At 45.0% G+C, this 19,364-nt stretch carries 5 protein-coding genes; all 5 read right to left on the bottom strand.

Annotation, left to right across the window (positions count from 1 at the left end; translation table 11 throughout):
* Positions 1-31 precede the first annotated feature (31 nt).
* Genes pfaD through AB4128_RS06915 form a run of 5 tightly spaced genes read right to left on the bottom strand, consistent with a single transcriptional unit; the run spans position 32 to position 19,250 of the window.
* Positions 32-1,660, bottom strand: coding sequence for an eicosapentaenoate synthase subunit PfaD (gene pfaD, locus AB4128_RS06935; RefSeq protein WP_372037299.1), 1,629 nt, complete (start codon positions 1,658-1,660; stop codon positions 32-34).
* 10 nt (positions 1,661-1,670) lie between these two features.
* Positions 1,671-7,712, bottom strand: a complete 6,042-nt coding sequence (locus AB4128_RS06930; RefSeq protein WP_372037298.1) for a beta-ketoacyl synthase N-terminal-like domain-containing protein — start codon at positions 7,710-7,712, stop codon at positions 1,671-1,673.
* Positions 7,709-9,961 carry a PfaB family protein gene (locus AB4128_RS06925; protein WP_372037297.1) on the bottom strand — a complete coding sequence of 751 codons (2,253 nt, stop codon included), beginning with the start codon at positions 9,959-9,961 and terminating at the stop codon, positions 7,709-7,711. Before AB4128_RS06925 ends, AB4128_RS06930 begins: the two co-directional genes overlap by 4 nt.
* A complete protein-coding gene (locus AB4128_RS06920; protein WP_372037296.1) occupies positions 9,958-18,381 on the bottom strand; it encodes a phosphopantetheine-binding protein in 8,424 nt (2,807 codons plus the stop codon). The genes AB4128_RS06925 and AB4128_RS06920 overlap by 4 nt, the downstream gene beginning before the upstream one ends.
* Positions 18,378-19,250 (bottom strand): helix-turn-helix domain-containing protein, encoded by an 873-nt coding sequence (locus tag AB4128_RS06915; RefSeq protein ID WP_055023112.1) that lies wholly within the window; start codon positions 19,248-19,250, stop codon positions 18,378-18,380. The genes AB4128_RS06920 and AB4128_RS06915 overlap by 4 nt, the downstream gene beginning before the upstream one ends.
* Positions 19,251-19,364: the final 114 nt, after the last annotated feature.

Here is a 19,364-nt window from a genome sequence, read left to right as displayed (position 1 = left end):
AAATGACTTAGCTTGATGACGCTTGGCAGGCTTACTTAACCTGATCAAGCGGGCTCCAACGCTGTAATTCTACAGGCAGTGCCACCCCTTGAGCGGTAAGTAAGTTTACACGCGCTTGATAAGCTGCGCCGTGCATCAAGTGTTTTGCTAAGTCTACCGCATTTCGCTGGGTATAATCATCTAAATAGCTGCCTTTTGCCCATTCGTTGAACGCGCCCAGTGCAGGACCTGCCCAAATTTGATAATCCATTTCACGGCCAGCTTCACCAGAATTAGACCAACGGCTTGATAAACCTAAATACCAACGGAAGATAAGCGCCATTTTACGCTTAGGGTTACCTTCTGCGCGCTCGATTTGTTTTGGATCGCGTTCATTAAAATGCGCCACTGTGCCAGCCCAAATATCATCAAGGGTCGAGCGGAAGACTTGTTTTTCAAGTTTTTCACGTTCTTCGGCAGGGATGGCTTCAATCGACTCATAACGGGTATAAATCTCATAAAGTTTATTAGCACGCATTGGGAATAAGGTGCCACGTTTTACCACTTGTAGCTTAACGCCCATCTCGAACATATCAGCAGCAGGTGCCATGGTGACATCGGCCATTTCAGTCGTAGCAAGTAGTTTACGCGTGTGTTCACTGGCTCCCGCTTCAACACAAGCTTGGTTAATTGAGCCTGTCACAATATAAGCTGCGCCCATATTAAAGGTTGCAAGTGCTGCATCAGGGGTGCCGACACCGCCGCCACAACCGACACGAATAGGGGTTTTGTATTGGTACTCGGCTTGGATTTTATCTTTAAGCGCTAAAATAGTTGGCAATAAGGTCACTAATGGACGGTTATCAGTATGGCCGCCAGAATCGGCTTCTGCTGTCACGTCATCAGCCATTGGCACTAATTGGGCGAGCGCCATTTGCTCTGGGGTGATTAAGCCTTCATCAACCAGTTTTTGCAGCATTTTAGCGGGAGCTGGTTGCATAAACTTACTCGCCACTTCTGTGCGACTTACTTTAGCGATAACCTTGTTGGCGATAACGATTTCACCTTGGCTATCACGACTTAAGCCTGCTGCGCGGTAATAGACAATTTGTGGTGTTAAACCCAAAAATGCTGATGCTTCAACTGTGCGCACTTTATGTTTTAAAAACAGCTCAACACTGCCACGCTCAAGCGCAGGTTCACTTGGGCTGTGAATTAAGTTAAACATGTATGGGCCATTTGGCAATGCGGCTTGAATGCGATTAATGGCTTGTTCAACACGAGATGGAATGAGTCCGGCTGCGCCGAACGAGCATAAAATGCCCGCTTGACCCAGTGCGATAACGAGCTCTTCTGATGAAATACCGTTAGCCATGGCACCAGCATAATAAGCATATTTAACACCATGAACACGGCGGAAGTTACTGTCGCCTAAGCTTTGAGTGCCAAGTGCTGGGGCAAATGCGCTGACAGGTAAATCCTGTTGGCTGTTCATGCTTTCAGTCATCACTTGTGCGTTTTGCGAAATACCTAAGCCTTTTTCAGGGTGGTTAATTAAATAACACGCCTGAGACAGTTCTTTTAATTTTTTACCGATAGCGGCATTGTCAAAGCTGGCATCACTTGGGGCTACTTGCCAAGGCCATGGAGAAAGCTTTTCGTTTTGAGTGCTAATAGTCATTATTATTCCTTTATGCCTCTTCGATACAGATAGCGATGTCTTTTACTTCGTAAATACGTAAACCGTCTTTGCTGAGGTTTGCGTCACCCACAATGATACGTTTGCCGTTTTCATCTTTGACTGCACTGATGTGCACATCTAACGACATTTGCTTATTCAATGGGTTAATTTGGCCACGGTACTTCCATTTGATGTCAGACAAAATCTGGCCAAATTTCGGGTTTGTGAAACCTTTACCTAGGTCTTTGCTAATGGCGTAAGTTTGCATTAACTCGATGATGGCTTCAACGCCTAACGAACCTGGCATCACTGGATCTTGATGGAAATGGAATTGGAAGAACCAATCACTTGGGTCAATGGTGCGAGATGCCGACAAGTAACCTAAGCCATTTTTACCGCCTTTTTCAACTATTTCAGCTTTGTCAATAAAGTTAAGTTGACCGCCAGCTAAGCGATAATGTGGTTGATTAGCGGGAGCATGGAACACGCGAGATTGCTTATCAAGTAAATCAACAGTGATATCAGCAGGGACGTTATTTTCAACATGCCATGGTTGAGTGATACGGCCGTTATCAATACCTAACTGGTTTTTAAGCGCATCGCCTTTAAAGTAGCCAAATACCGCACTGCCTTTGTAGAAGGGCTCGCCGTCAACACTTAAGTCAAATGTGAAGCTTTGAATGATGTTGCTACCAGCAATAACGGTTGATAATAGCTTTGAATCGTTAACAATGGTTTTACCACGTAAATCAACATCACGTAATAGTTCACCACTACCGTCTAAGTTACGGAAGAATAACTCTTCACCTGGGAAGCCTAATGTGGTGCCCATGTAGCCTGAAATAAAGCCGTTAGGTTGCAGTGAAATTTCCATCAACACTGAATAAGGCATGACAGAGGCGTGGCTGTTTTTAGCGAAATACCATGCATCAGTTGGCACTTCATATTCTGCGATACACGATGACGGCTTTTTCAATTCGCCACGTTTACCTTGAATATCAACAACTCGGGTTGTTAGCTGTAAGTCACCACATGGCGTGCGCGGCGGGATAAAGCCACGGTAAATACTAAAGTCCGGCCCAAAGCAGTTTTCAATATTGCCAGTGGCAAATTCGAACATGTGATACGCCGTGAATGGCAGGGTATCAGGAGTACGATTTGGATAATCTGGAATTATCGGCGCTTCAACATGTTGCAGTGGGATAACGCCTTTATTCGTAGGGGCATTCAAATCAGGCAGTTGAGCCATGAGTGGCGCATTGGTTGAAGCCGCTGGGTATAGAATATTATTGGTTGCTGAATTAATTCGTTCAGCTGAGACATCGACAGCGGGCGTATCATTAAGGTAGCGAGTACATTCGCTTTCTTCTTTGAGCATGACACCTAAGTTTTGGAAGTCCACGACCGCTTTACCATTGAGCAATATTTCAATATTGGCTTTGGCATATGGGCGAGGGTTAGTACCAATTTCAGTGACTTCCATGCGGTAAGTCAGCTCACCATGTTGTGGCAATACTTGGCCACGACAACGTACTTTTTGTGAAGCATTTTCAAGTGGCTGGAAGCGACCATTTTCAACCAAGGTGTGCATACCAATGTGCAGCATAAAGAACTGCAATAATTGGCCACAACCTTCAGCCATTAATGAACCAGCCATCACTTGGTCGCCCTTAAAGTGACAAGGGAAGTACCAGTGATCAGGTGCTAATTGTTTATGACCTTCAATAAAGCCTAGGCCCCAAGCGCCGCCATGAACATCTAGATTGCCCACTTGCTCAATCATCAAGAACTTTTCAGAGGCAAAACATAATGAGTCTTGCTTACCTGATGTTTGCTGGTGGTTATGGTGTTCGCCAGCAAAACAACTGCCGATGTCACCATTGAGTAAGTGATGAATTTGTCCATAGTCAAACTGGGTCTGAGTACAATGCAATAATGGCTCAAAACGTGGTTTGTTCGGTGTATTTAACGCTGCTTCACGAGTTTTAATTTCATCTTCGGTGTAAATAACCCCTTTACCGTCATCTAACTCTTGATCGGTAAAGAAGCCAGCACAGCCGCCATCCATTTTTAAAACCATCTTATCGCCGACGAAACATTCGTAAGAGAAGAAGAATAATAATGTCTCGCCATTCTTTGCGAAGTTGTTGATTTTAATGTCGTAGCGCAGTGTGTCACCGCCACGAGGTAAATCGCCTAAGAAAGTCAGCGTACAATCAAGCAAACGGTAAACACGCTCACCTTTGTTTTCAAAATCAATGCCTAAATAACTGATCAACATTAAATCACACTGGCCTGACTCAACAGCAACCGCCCAAGGAATTTGACCATCGACTAAGTAAGGAGCATCTTCAGGGATGTCATACTCGGTGGTCATGCTACAAGGCTTATATTGGTTCATGGTCGCATCGAGTTTAGTCACGCGAGATACCAGCAAATAATCAGTGGTCGGAAGACGTACACGGCGAGAGTAGTTATCAATCACGGCATAATCTGGGCCAAATACTTTGGCAATATCACCTTCGGCATATTCTACTAAATCAGCGTAGTTCCAAATACATGGCTTTTCCGCTGGAATAGGCGCTGTGTACGGCGGCACATTTGCATGATCCGGACGCAAGATTGGCGCAGAGGCTACTGGCTGAGCTAATACATTTTCAGCTTGGACGGGCGCTACAGCTTGTGCAGTCGATTGGGCAATATAAGGCTGACCATTTGCTTGTGCTACCTGCTGTTTTAAAAGCGCATCAGCGACTTTTAAGCCTTGCTCACGGCTCTTTAAAAATGCTAGTTGCGCTTGATGTGCTAACCATTGGTTTTGTTCAAAAGCGCTTAAATGCGCAGGCGGCACTTGGCTAACGGTTGCAGCAGAGCTCGTCACTAAAGACGTTTGAGCTGACTGAGCTGCTTGAGCAGTAGGCGTAGCCACCTTGGGTGTAGGGTTAAACTGGGTTGAACGATCAGAAAACGGCATAGAAGTCTCTGTAGTCATTGAATTATTGTTAGCGGACATAGGCGCTGAATTGGCATGAGCTGGGGCGATAAATTGGCCACGGTCATGTAGGTTCATTACAGTAGTAGGTGCAACAGGGTTAAGCTTGGCAACTTTCGCTCGAATACTGTCAATGTTATCCAGTGGCGCATCAACAATATGCTGGTAGATGTCACGACCACCTAAACTGACTTGCTTAACTAGGCTCAATTTCTTGGCCGTTTGCGCTTGTATATCAGTGTTCATACGAGTGCTCATCGCACTTGCTTGTTCAGCATTTTGGCTGATAAGAAGTTGTGAACACTGGTTTTCGCTCAAGGTAGCGATAATGACCTTTTGGTTAGGCTTATTGCTCAGTTTGCTATCCGAGTAAGCGTTCTGCACAGAAGTATTCAATCGAGTTTTCAATAAGCCATGCAATAAGCTGGCAATACCTGAAGCGGCAAAAGTATGTCCGATACAAGATTGCGCTTTGCTGGTGGTCGATTGGCTAAATAGCTGCGATAGCATTTGCGCATTATCAATATTAACCAAATCAGGTGCTTGGTTTAGCTCTAATAAATCAATATCAGTTGCGGCTAATCCAACAGGAGTTAACACGTCATCGCTAATGGTTGAAAGCTGGTCTGTATGACCAAATGCCAAACTGTCGATGGTGCCATAACTGTGGGTGCTTGCTGAATCTAGAGTATCTAACGCCCCTAAACCTTGATGTATTAGGTCGCAGTGCTCGCTATCAATCGCGGCTGCTTGCAATACAATTGCGCCAGCGCCTTCACCAATATTGAGTGCATCAGTTGAGCCTGTTTTATCAATGTTCACCGTCTTAAGGACAATATTTTCAATACTGCCAGATAAATCAACTGCTGCGATGATCACGGCATCTAGCGGCTCTTGACGCGACTCCATAGCCAATAGGTTTTGCGCCACATCTATACAACGATTTACCGACTGCTCGCCTGCTGAAATCGTAAAGGCTGGGCCATTAAAGTCCCATAACGATGAGATCCGCGACGCCATAATATTACCAATAAAGCTAGTGTATTGGTTCAGCTTGGCCGCATCTAAAACACTGTCCATCGCAAGGGTTTCGAGGGCTTGGTACTCATCGTCAGATAGGCTGACACCGTGCGCATTTAAGCTGGCTGCGATTTGAGTATGCAAATTAACGCGGCCGCGGAACTGATGTAATTCAAGTTCAGTTTCCATAGCGACTAGAACAGCCACTTTGCTACCTGACTCAAGCTTGGCATCATGAATCGCTTCATCAGCAACTTTCATTAATAACAATTGCTGTGAGATTAAGCGGTCATCTTCATTAGGTGGCACTTTAAAGCGTAAGAAGTCGAAATCAAATTGATCAATATAAGCGCCCATTGGTGCACTTTGTGCTAAACCAAATTGCTGCAACAACTCAGGGTGTTTGTCTAAGCCTTTCCAGCGTTTAGCGGGCAAAGTCGTAAATGCACTTTGGTTGCTGTTTACCGCAGCGGCAAAGGCATTAACGGTCGACAATGAACCAAAGTGCGATGCCATACCGGTAATATGCATTGACATTTGCGCATTGATGGTTGTTGCAGGCGTTACACTTGCATTATTGGGCGTGCTGAGCGCAGCATCAGGACTCTTTACAAAGTATGACTCAACCAATAAATGGGCATTACAACCACCAAAACCAAATACTGACACACCAGCATGACGAGCCGTATTACCTTCTTTATCAGGCCAAGGTAGAACATCATTTGGCAAGGTTGCAGGGCCAAACATTTCTGATGGTGATGCAATCGGTGCGCTGATGTTAATACTTGGCGGCAGAACACCTTGGCGCATTGCAAAAATCATTTTCATGATCCCTGGCATACCCGCAGCGGTGAGCAAGTGGCCTAAATTCGACTTAGCAGATCCAATCAGTGGCGTGTTACTGCCTTTGAGTTTGTCGCTAAAAAAGCGCTCCATTGAAGTCAACTCCACTTTATCTCCCAAAGGAGTGCCTGTGGCGTGACATTCAATCACCTCAATGTTATCTGGGCCAAAGTTTTCATCGTGCATGGCAGCATCGGCGTAAGCACGCTCGAACGCTTTAACTTGGCCATCGCTGTTTGGGCTTAATACAAATTGGCCTTTGCCGTCATTTGATAACCCGATACCGCTCACTAGGGCATAGATATGATCGCCATCGCGCTCAGCATCTTCAAGGCGTTTTAGCACTAAAACACCAGCGCCTTCACCGGCAAATAGCCCTTTTGAATTGCTATCAAAAGGCGCTGAAATACCATGGTCAGGGTAGGCATGGAAAATGGAAAAACCCATATTAATAAAGAATGGGTCAGCGCCAGAGACTGCACCAGCAAGCATCATGTCAGCTTTGCCTGTATGTAGGTAATCACAGGCAAGTTTTAATGAGTAAACTGAGCTCGCGCAAGCGGCATCAAGACTGAGTTGTGCTGCGCCTAACCCTAGAGCATCGGCCACTAGTTTTGATGCATTATGTGCAATGGCGCCATTAGACAAAGAGGCTGGCGTTGTTTGCACGCTAAATCCTTCACTATCAAAAGGCTGCAATGTGAAACTGGGTTGTTGCAGCTTATCTTGTAGCGCTTTTTCAACGGCGCTGTGATAAATCGGCACAAACAATTCGTTAGATTTTGCCGTTGGGAACGACAAGGTACCCATGACAATACCTGTGCGATTTAATATCGCATTATCTTGACTGTTAGTGATATCCACACCGGCATCATTGAGTGCTTTGCGCGCTGTGTCTGTTGCCCATAAAAAACTGTCGTCAAGACCATTAAACTGCGCAGCTGGAATTCGGTAACCATTGGCATCAAAACTGAAGTTTTGAATGTAGCCACCTTTGTCACAATAAAAACGGTCAGACTGGCCTTGAACACCTTGAAAGTCTGCAGGGTTTGCATTGAGCTTTTGGCTGCTAATTGTGCTTCGAGAGTCTTTTTTGTCTAATAAGTTTTGCCAAAATTTAGCGGGCGTATCCGCATCGGGATACTGAGTTGCTAAACCAACAATGGCAATCTTGGGAACATTTGATTGAGAACTCAAGATTGTTCTCCTTCTAATTGAGGGGCCAACATATTGTCTGTGTGGTGATTACTTCGTTTTTCTGCCGCCAATGTTGTCGTCAGTAAACCCGACAAGGTCTCAATAAGATAATCGAGCGAAATTGGGGCTTTATGAGTAATCAGTTGAGCAATACATTTAAGTAGCGCCGTTTGGTCATCGCCTTTTGCATTCACTGAAATGGCTTGGCATGTTTGCGCCATTTCAGAGGTGCGAGATATTTTGTCAATCAGTGTTGTCGTTTGTCTATCTGCGCCGATTTCGACAAATAGCGAGGCGCCCAATTGACGTGCATTATTGACTAATTGTGTAAAATCTAACGGCTGACAAAAGGTATCAGCAATAGATGTTGCAATCGCTTCACTGGTTAAATTAATCGGCAATTGGCTGGCAGCGCTGATAAATTTAATTTGGCTTGCGAAAGGTGCAATAACATCTTGCTCATGTAAAGGCTGCTGATAAAAGGCTTGTACGTTATCGCGAATAAGCATCGCAGGTTTGGTGTGCATTGCAGTCACTCGATTCGCTGCTATGCCGCGCTTACCAATTTGTTTAAGCAGCGCTTTACAGCTTTCTTCACAGCCTGCAAGCACACAAGTATCACCTTGGATGATGGCAAGATAAGCTCGGGGGAAATCAGCTAATACTTTTTCGATATCAGCAGGAGTTGCACGAACCACAAAGCTATTCCAAACAATGTCTTCACCGTGCTCAAGTTGCCATGCTTGACGCACGCAATCTAGGCGGCCAGAAATGTCTGTGGTGAAAATACTGTTAGTCTGCGTTGCTTCAATCATATTGTGCGGTGTTTTCCACACATCAAGACTGGCCCACATAGACGCTTCACCCATTGAGTAACCCATGGCAAAGTTAGGCTTAATGCCGAAATGCTCAGTGAGCACTTTGGTTAGGATGTAACTTGCGCCTACACCTGCAATAGCCAGTTCACCTAAGCTCATGTCGGCGGTTTTAGCATTTTCAGCATAAATGCTATCAGCTTGCAGCATGGCTTTGACATCACCATCTCGTTCAAGTTGAGCAAACAGAGCGGGGAAGTACTGTGGCAGTTGTGCAAACATTTGCGGGTATACCGTGCCCACGCCAGGGTAAACAAAACACAGGCCATTATTGCCAATTACTTTATCTGAAGTGAGATGAAAGCAGCTTCCTGACGGGGTTTTGTGTTCAATGCTTAAGTCGCTTTTAGCTTGCTCTTTGGCTTTAATTGCCGCAGTGGTCTCAGCTTTATCAATCGCGCTAAGCATGACATTGATTTCACTTACTGCATTAGCAACTGAATTTGCCATAACTACAGCCGATAAAGGCTGGGTCTGATCAAATTGCTTTAGCTGGCTAAGCATGAAGGAGATAGCTGTGCTGCTACTCTTGTCATTTTGCTCAGGCAGCGCTGCCAATTGAGTACTTAATTGTTGCAGCTGCTGTTTCATCGACCCAAGGTCATTGGCTGATACAGGCAAAAATAGTCGATTGTCATCTACCAATGAACTTGCTTGAGCAAGCTCAGTGCCTTGGACAAAAACGGCACTGTGTTGCTTAGTACCTTCACTAAAATTAAAGCTGGCAACGCGATTTTGGTGCATTTCAGTAAACCAGTATTGAGCATCTGTTGGCTGATTTGCTGAAACTGCATTTGGCACACTGCGAGTTGCAATGCTGCCTATCAGCATAACCAACTGGGCAAACTTATCTTTATAACAAGTTAATTGAGTCGCATCGACCTGAGTAGGTTTAATGTGTACACGCTTGGCTTGAGCTAAAGCCGCATTTATTGCACTTGGCATATCATCAGCTTCACCCATTCCAGTTAAGTAGGCATGAGGATGACAACGATGTTTAGCCGCCACAATCGCTGGCATCATTAATAAGCGATACGGTAATTCAGGGTGACTGAGTAAAACCGTATGTTGCTGCTCGATATGGATGATGGCTTGAGCAAAATAGTCATTAAAGCTAAGTGCTGTATTAACAGAACTTTCACTAAAAACATGTTCACTCAAACTCGCATCTAAGCTTGATACATCGATATCAAGATCAATTGCTGAAGCGCCAATGACTTCAGCTAAAGAGCAAGGCTTAATCGCTACAAAGTTATTGGCACTAAAATCATTGCCTGAAGATGTTGCGAATGAGACTTGCTCATTCGCAACTAGCTTTAAAGCAATTCGCATGCTTTTAATGGCAGACGTTGAAGGAGACAGTTGATTACTCACACAGACTCCTGCAAGTCAGCAATTGCTTTAGCAGGGGCAAGAAATGCCTCATTTAAGCTTTTGCTAATTGTTGTTTTTGCACTGCTCATAGTGCAACTCAAGCGACCATCTTGGTGATAAAGTGCAATATCAGCCGTTAACGAGCGGCTGGTACTTTTAAGCACATTCAACACTAAATAACCTTTATCGCCTGAGGCGAATGGGGCGTAAGTGGTTAATTCACCAATGGTTGACGGTAAGCTTGCAGCATCGTGTTTGATACGTGCCCACACTAACATGGCTTGTAAAAGTAAATCTTCAGCAAAAGCCTGACTACCACCTAACGCTATTTTCGGTGTAAAGCTTGCGCAATCTATAGCGTTAACTTGAGGCAACTCAACTGAACAAACCAATTGCTCATCGTTGGCAATTAACAACTGCTTTATTCCTTGCAGGCGAGGGCCGTGGAATAAACTGCCATTGCTATACAACTCACTATCAGTGCTAATGACTTTGCCTGAGCTTGCTAATTGCTGCGCATTTTTTGCCGCTGCAGGTAGCGTGGTTGAAACCGCTTCTTTAGCAACTTTCTCATTAATAACCTTCTCGTTAACAACCTTCTTGTTAACTACTAGGTTTGCTTGATACTGAGGTCTTAGCAAGCTATCAACGGCATCACTTTGCATACGGCTTGCAATCAGTGCTTTTAAGCCTGATTCAGTTTGCGTCAATGTCAGCGTTAATACTTGCGGCTCTTTAGTCTCAAAAATAATGCCTTTGAGCAATTTATAATCTTGAACCGTCACAGGCAGGCTACACAATTGCTGCGCAGTTTCACGCATCCATTGTATAGCACACACTGTTGGCAGTACTGGATTACCCGCAATGCAATGATCTTCAAGGAAGGGCATAGCAACAGGGTCTAGTACTCGTTCAACACTCACCGTGTTACTCACAACACGGTGACTTGCAGCATTATTTAAAGAAAGAATCAGCGAACCCTCGGCATTAAGCGAAGAGTCCGCATTAAGCTTTTTTACAGCTGCGCCTGTTTTATCTGCTGAGCTTGAGCCCTGCATACTTGAGCCAATTAATAGCTGTACGCCCGACTCAGACAATAGGCTGTGAGCAAACAAGTTTGCGCCTTTATCGAGTGGAATAACGTATACGCCGCGCTCAACAAACATTTTCTTTAATGCTGAACTGACCATTCCGCCATCCCAAGGGCCCCAGTTAAAGCTCATGACTTTTGCTTGCGGGTAGTTAGCTGCAAGTTGAAGTGCTGTCTTGTTGAGGATCTCATTAGACATTGAGTAGTCACTTTGGCCAGTATTGCCATAGAAACCGGCTGCTGATGAGAACATAGCAACCAGTTTTAACTTGCTTGCATCAATCGCATTGATGATGCCTGCAAAGCCCGACACTTTAGTGCCATATACACGGCCTAACTCAGCTAAGGTTTTGTCTTGAATATGTTTATCAGCGAGTACACCAGCACCATGAATGATGCCTGTAATCGGTTTAACACCTGCAAGAGATTGCTTGATGGCTGCATCTGAGCTGACATCCATGCTGATGTACTCAGCACTTGCACCGACAGCTTTAAATGCTGCTAATGAGCGATCAATTTCTAAACTGCTGGTAATCGGCCAAACTAAGGCATCAATTTGCTTAGGTGTTGGCTTGTTACCTTGAGATTGAATAAAACCAATCGCAGCAGCTTTTAACTGACTTATGTTTACTTCACTAACGTTAGGCGCAGCCGCTATGACACTCTTTGCCCAAGTTGGTAAATCACCCGCTAAATGCTCACTGCGACCCGCTAAAATAAAGTGCGACTGAGTTTGTTTGGCAAGAGTAAGGGCACATTCAAATGTGACGCCTTTAGCACCGCCAGTCACCAATACAGTATCTTCACTGTTTAAAGATGTGGTTTGGTAACGGGTTTGAGCAGTTGCCGTAGCTGATAAAGTATGACGACCTTGGTCGCTAATACCCACTTCAGCTGTTGCTGTATCAACATCAAATAACTCTGCAATAACGACTTGTGCTAACTCGACAGCTTCAAAGCTTGGGGTAATATCCAATGCTCTACAGAACACAGTTGGCCACTCATGACCTAATGTTTTAGTTAAACCTGATAATGCAGCTTGGTTTAGCTCAGCCTTTGCAAGCTCATTATTGTTTAAGTAACCGAATCCACCATCAATGCGGCTAACAGTCATAAAGCTTACGCGCTCAGTTTTAGCCAGTTCAGCAAATGATTGCTGAAGGTGTTTAGCCATCAAGAAAGCTTGCTCTACTGCTACAAAACTAGCATCACTTAAAGGCAAAGCTCCTTGTGCTGTTAGTTGAGGTTGTAGGTGAACAAAACCGGCGATCTTATGCTGCTTGCTAATTTGAGCAATGACATCGCTAATCGCGTCGTCATTGACCGCAGATAAAGTGAAGCTGGCAATATCACTGCTAAGCGGTGATTGCGCAGATGTCACTGACTCAGGGCTACGAATAACGGCGACGGTTAGGCCTGTTGCTACTAATTTTTCAGCTAAAACACCTGCGTTATGGCCGTCATCATTGATAACGATACAGGCGTCTTTTGAAAAACCGTCAACTAACTTATCCGCCGCTGGTAGCTTTTTTAGCGCAACTTCCTGATGAGGAGGTAAGTCAGTTGCTAACTCTGCTGTGGCTGTTGCAGGTGAAGCGTCAGTTGAGCTTAGCGTTGGCTGAGAGCCTTCAGCTGCACTTGCTGAAAGTTTAGCGCCTTCAGCAGGTAGCTTAGAGTTCATGTAGCTAACGATTTCGCCTAGGGTGCGACACTCTGCTAAATCTTCAGGATTTAATTCAGGTAAGCCCGGAAGCTCGTCTTGAACCGTTCCTAAAATTTCAACACGCTTGATCGAATCGATGCCTAAATCCGCTTCCATATCCATGCTTAATTCAAGCATTTCAGTTGGGTAACCGGTCTTTTCAGCAACCACAGTCATCATTGTGCTTTGCACTTGCTCTGCGCTCAGGGCTGTTTCTGCGGTTGAGGCAGCTACTTGAGCAGCGCCTGCAGCGGCCTGTGTATTACCGCCTGTGGCTGCACTTGTAGGAAGCTTGCTGTTCATGTAGCTAACGATTTCACCTAGTGTACGACACTCAGCTAAATCTTCAGGGTTAAGTTCTGGTAGCGTCGGAAGTTCATCTTGAACTGTACCTAAGATCTCAACTCGCTTGATTGAATCGATGCCTAAATCCGCTTCCATATCCATGCTTAATTCAAGCATTTCAGTAGGGTAACCTGTTTTTTCAGCAACTACAGTCATCATCGTGCTTTGTACTTCTTGTGCGCTCAAGGCTGTTTCAGTACTTAAACCTGATTCTGGTGTGACTGTGTGAGTCGCATCTGCAGTATTGCTGTTCATAGCGCCTGCGGCGGGTAGTTTACTCCCCATATAAGATACGATTTCGCCAAGGGTACGACACTCAGCTAAATCTTCAGGACTTAGCTCTGGCAGTGTTGGTAATTCGTCTTGAACTGTACCTAGAATTTCAACACGTTTGATTGAATCGATGCCTAAATCCGCTTCCATATCCATGCTTAATTCAAGCATTTCAGTCGGGTAACCAGTTTTTTCAGCAACCACAGTCATCATCGTGCTTTGAACTTCCTGTGCGCTTAAACCTGATGCTTGAGCAGCTACTTGAGAAGCGCCTGCTGCGGCCGGTGTATTAGCGCCTGCAGCTGAAGTTGTAGGAAGCTTAGAATTCATATAGTCAACAATTTCACCAAGAGTACGACACTCAGCTAAATCTTCAGGACTGAGTTCTGGCAGTGTTGGCAGTTCGTCTTGAACAGTACCTAAGATCTCAACACGTTTGATTGAATCGATACCTAAATCCGCTTCCATATCCATGCTGAGTTCAAGCATTTCAGTTGGGTAACCGGTTTTTTCAGCAACAACAGTCATCATAGTGCTTTGAACTTCTTGTGCACTTAAACCAGAAGCTTGAGCAACTGGAGCTACAACAGCTGTGCTGTTCATAGCGCCTGCGGCGGGTAGTTTAGAGCCTTCAGCTGGTAACTTAGAGTTCATATAAGATACGATTTCGCCAAGCGTGCGACACTCGGCTAAATCTTCAGGGCTTAACTCTGGCAGTGTTGGCAGTTCGTCTTGAACAGTACCTAAGATCTCAACACGTTTAATTGAATCGATGCCTAAATCCGCTTCCATGTCCATGCTTAATTCAAGCATTTCAGTTGGGTAACCTGTTTTTTCTGCAACGACTTCTAGCATGGTATTCAGAACTGTTTCAGCGCTAAGGCCTGAAGCAGCAGGGGCGGAAACGGCTGTGTGAGTTGCATTTGCAGTGTCGCTGTTCATAGCGCCTGCGGCCGGTAGTTTACTACCCATATAGTCAACGATTTCGCCCAATGTACGACACTCGGCTAAATCTTCAGGGCTTAGCTCTGGCAGTGTTGGTAGTTCGTCTTGCACTGTACCTAAGATTTCAACACGTTTAATTGAATCGATGCCTAAGTCTGCTTCCATATCCATGCTCAATTCAAGCATTTCAGTTGGGTAACCGGTTTTTTCAGCAACCACTTCTAGCATAGTATCCAGAACAGTTTGTGTGCTCAGGGCTGTTTGTGAGCTCAGGGCTGTTTGCGCGCTCTGAACTGTTCCTGCGCTTAAGCCAGCAGGAGTAGGAACTACAGGTGCACTTACTACAGGAGCGGCTACAGGAGCTGGTGCTTTAATTGGTTCAACACGTGGGGCTGGAGCGGCCATCGCAGCAGGTTGAGCTACAGGTGTGGCCTTTACTACTGGTGTGTTTACGACAGGAGTTTGTACAGGAGGTGCTACTTTCACCGCTTCAACTACTGGTGAATTAACAATTGGTGCGTTAACAACAGGAGCTGTAACAGGTGTTTGACCCGTTAGCATGTTTAATGCATTTTGGCTTGCCTGAGCTTGCTGCTCTAAAAACAGGGTGTGACTTTGCAGCGTTTGCGCTTGATGCTGATGGAATAACTCAATCGAGCGTTGCAAGCTTTCAGGAATGGCTTGGCCTGCAGCAACCATTTTACTTTGCTCAGCCATTAGGTGAGTAAAAGTATCGCCATACTGCTGTGGAATCGCTAAGAACTGCTGATGTAGATCAGCGGCTTGTTGTTGCGCGTTAAAGAACGCTTCTAAACTGCCTGAAGCAGGAGCAGTCTGAGCTGATGCATGAGGTGCTATTGCTTGAGGCGCAGCGTTAGACACTGTTGTTGCGCCAGCTGTGGCAACTTCAACATATTCAGTTTTAATCACTTCTTTTTCCACGATCTTCTCTACTACTTTTTCAACAGGTTTTTCGATAACTTTCTCAACAATTGTTTCGACAACTTGAGAGGTTACTTGGCCTGTTGCTAATGATTTTTCCATCTTGGCACGAGTATGTGCACTGATGTGGTTGGTTGCATTGAGTTTAACGTTCATGCCTTTTGGTACCGCAGGAGCTGCGATTTCAGCTTGATAAGGGTCAATGCTTGAGAGTGGCGCACCTAAAACGCTAAGTTGCATAGCTGCAACACGAAGTTGCACATCACTGTTGCCCTTAGGGTTTGGATTGATACTGATAACGGATACCGCTTCAGCTTTATTACCTAGGGTCGCTTCAACCAGTTTTTGCAGAATGTTCTTAGGGCCGAACTCGACAAATACGCGCGCTCCCGCATCATACATATTGTTTAATTGGTCAGTGAAACGCACTGATTGCAACATGTGCTGTTTGAACGCCGCTTTAATTGATTTTGCATCATTAGGATGCTTTTCGCCTGTCGCATTAGAGAATAAATCAACTTTGCTAGCGGTAAATTTGGCTTTGTCGATGGCTTTAGCGAATGGCTTTTGCGCATGTCCAACAAGTGGAGTGTGGAAAGCACCTGATACAGGAAGGGCAATGGCTTTAAAGCCTAAAGCGCTAATGGCTTTAGCTGCATTTGCACAAGAGTCAGTTGGGCCAGCAATCACTAATTGAGTCGCACTGTTGTAGTTAGCGACTTTAACACCTTCAAACTCGCTAATGCAGCTTTCTAATTTAGCGATGTTATCGCTATTTGCTGCATCATTTTCATTAGCTGGCAAGATAATGGCGTACATAGTGCCTTTATCTAGCTCATTGCCATCTTTATCAACTGCTGATGAAGCCATAGCTGCACCACGAGCAAATGATAATTGGTAGTAATCATCATTTGAAATTACACCTGCAGCACATAATGCTGACAGTTCACCAAAGCTGTGACCTGCAAACATATCTGCGCTAAAACCTGATTGAGTAAGCAGTTGGTATTGGCTCATGCTCATTACACCAATGGCGCTTTGCGCGTTATCAGTGCTGGTGAGTAAAGCTGCTTGCGCATCTTTATCTGCTTTTTCAAAGGCTGGAATTGGGAACATCACCTGAGACAGCGGGGTTTTATCAAAGCTTGCAAATACCTTGTCGGCCTTGATTAATTGTTGACGCATTTCAGGGAAATGACAAGCGACTTCAATACCCATGTTGACGTACTGAGAGCCTTGACCTGCAAACAATGCCGCAACTTTCGGTGTGTTAGCCGCTTTTTTACCTTTAGTTGTCTTTTGGCTGGCATTAATCGTGATGAGTGCAGATGAGCGATAGCTCGTACCTGATGGTAGTTGCCATGCTTCAGCGTCGTTACTTAGCTGCTTTAACGCTAAACCAAGTTGGGTGGTTAATTCATTAAGGCTTGAGACCACAAGGCCTAAACGCGCAGCTGAGTCATCTAAAGTGCGAACAGCATATAGTTTAGCAATGCGGGCAAGTTCAGCTTGTTCGATGCTGCTGTTATCTGTGCCTTTAAGCGCGCTGATGTCAGCGTTAAGCTTGTTGATTTCTGCAATGAGCTCAGCTTTATTGTCAGCGCTAATCAATAAGATTTGTGCGACTTGGCGCTGACGATATTTCTCATCACGGCTGTGCTCTGGGCTGTATTCTTCTAGTACTAAGTGGAAGTTTGTGCCACCAAAACCGAACGAACTTATACCCGCTCGGCGTGGTGTGCCATCAGGGCGAGGCATCCAAGGGCGAGTTTCAGTGTTAATGAAAAACGGTGAATCCTCAACATTAAGCTTAGGGTTAGGCTTAGAGACGTTGATGGTTGGCGGCAGCACTTTATGATGCAGTGCTAACGCCGCTTTAATCACACCCGCGGTTCCCGCAGTTGATTTAGTATGGCCCACTTGTGACTTAACTGAACCTAAAGCAATGTGTTGCTTGGTTGAGTCATTCTCACCAAATACAGATTTAAGACCATTAAATTCTGCCACATCACCCGCTGCAGTGCCTGTTCCGTGAGCTTCAATTAAGCCAACGGTTTCAGGTGCAAAGCCGGCGTCATCATAAGCACGCTTCAGCGCTTTAGCTTGGCCTTCAGGTCGAGGTGCATAAATTGATTTGAACTTACCATCAGATGAAGCGCCGACCCCTTTAATGACTGAGTAAATACGGTCACCGTCACGTTCAGCATCTTCAAGACGTTTTAATGCCACCATGCCAATGCCTTCACCAATCATCATGCCTTTTGAGTCGATATCAAATGGCTGAATCGTTTCATTGGTGGTAAACGCTGGGGTTTTTGAAAAACTCATGTACATCGATGGCGAGTTATCGGTACACACACCACCTGTGATCATCATTTCACTGCGGCCTTCAACCAGTTCGGTTAACGCCATTCGCATTGCCGCAAGTGAACCTGCACATGCTGCATCAACCACACAGTTCATGCCGCCTAAGTCAAAGCGGTTAGCAATACGACCAGCAATAACATTACCAAGCGATCCTGGGAACGAGTTTTCTTCCCAGTGAATGTATTGGTCTTGGAACTTTTTGATCAACATATCGCTGTCGGCATCGCTTAGGCCGCTGCTTTTAAATACTTTTTTAAGCACAGGGTATTGCAGACGTGCTGTTAGGCTGGCATTAATTTTTTGGCCACCACCCACACCCAGCGTAATACCAATTTTATCGGTATCGTACTCAGAGGTAACGCCCGCATCTGCAAGCACTTCTTTGGCAATCACTAATGACAATAATTGCGAAGTATCGGTCAGTTCTAGGATATTTGGCGGCAGGCCAAATTCCATTGGGTTAAAGTCCACTTCAGGGATAAAACCACCGCGTTTACAGTAGCTCTTATCTGGCGTGCTCTTGTCAGCATCAAAGTAATCTTCAGCGCGCCAGTGGGTATCAGGTACTTCGGTAATAGCATCAATTTTTTCGCTGATTAAGTCCCAAAACTTATTCAGGTAACGAGAGTTGGCAAAGATACTGGCCATGCCGACAATGGCAATAGGCATGTCTTTAAGACGTTTATTCAGTCTTGTATCTTGCGACTCGTTATTATCTTGAGAGCTTGTCTCAGGATTTGTAGGGGCTTGGCTCATTTTGAGTCTCCAGTGTTCAGCTGATCCTTAGCTGATTTATTTTTTTGGTTTGCCGCTTCCGTGGATTGTAAAACTGTTGCGCCAGGAAAGCGGGCTAAAAAGGTGTGGTAATTTTTGACTAATAACTTACGTAAATGAAACGGGCCGTGCTTTAACACATAAGCAATATAACGATTTGTCGCTTGTGTGTGATTGTCTTGATATATGTCGAGATACACCCAGTCGGTTGCAAAGTCGACACCGAGCAAAATGGAATAACTGTCAGCTTGAGTGAGTTGAGGTGGAATCGTTAACGATACAACCTGTACAACGTTATCTGGTGTCGCTTCAGGTAATGCAAGGGTTTTAGCGAGCGTTTCAGGGTTCAGCGTATAAGTCGCTACATCTGTACCCTGAACAATAGGCAGCTGATTAAAATAACGTTCAGGCACATGAGGGCTTTCAAATTCATCTAGTTTTGATATGCCGTAGCGCTTTAAACATCGGGCTAAACCAGAGCGAGAGACGTTAGGGTTGATAAATTGTTGTGTGACGTGAAGCAATCTATCCAGTGACATTTTTAATTGATAACGAAGTCCCACAACCACGTATTCCTCCATTGGTGAAAGAGTGGTTTTCAAATGATGTGGAGTATTGGGCGTATCACTGATTGAGTCGCGCTTGCGCCACTTTCTGACAGTGGCTTCCGAGATATTAAGAATCTTAGCCAATTGGCTAACACTGAAATCAGAAGTCTGAATAAATTGACGCATTTCAGGAGTCGTTGTTGCATTGCGATGGCGAACAGGGGCCATCGCAACATCGGTTTCTGATGTGGCTTTCTTAGCGGCTGTTTGAGTTACAGCGTGAGCTTTTCTATTTGCGGTCATTTAAGGACTGCCATAGTTCGATGAATACTCCGTACAATCTGTTGGGACTCGGTATAAAAACGTGAAGATTAACGTTTGTTCATCTTCAAAATTAGCGTTTTAGCACAATCGAGC

This window comes from Shewanella sp. 10N.286.52.A9, from assembly GCF_041468985.1.
In the GTDB taxonomy this organism is placed as follows: domain Bacteria; phylum Pseudomonadota; class Gammaproteobacteria; order Enterobacterales; family Shewanellaceae; genus Shewanella; species Shewanella japonica.
Note: the sequence above shows the minus strand (reverse complement) of the source record. Positions and strands in the feature narration are given on the sequence as shown.

What these genes read in the sequence shown, in the direction of transcription:
- pfaD (WP_372037299.1), bottom strand. Translation starts at nt 1,660, where the DNA reads ATGACTATTAGCACTCAAAACGAAAAGCTTTCTCCATGGCCTTGGCAA.
- AB4128_RS06920 (WP_372037296.1), bottom strand. Translation starts at nt 18,381, where the DNA reads ATGAGCCAAGCCCCTACAAATCCTGAGACAAGCTCTCAAGATAATAAC.
- AB4128_RS06915 (WP_055023112.1), bottom strand. Translation starts at nt 19,250, where the DNA reads ATGACCGCAAATAGAAAAGCTCACGCTGTAACTCAAACAGCCGCTAAG.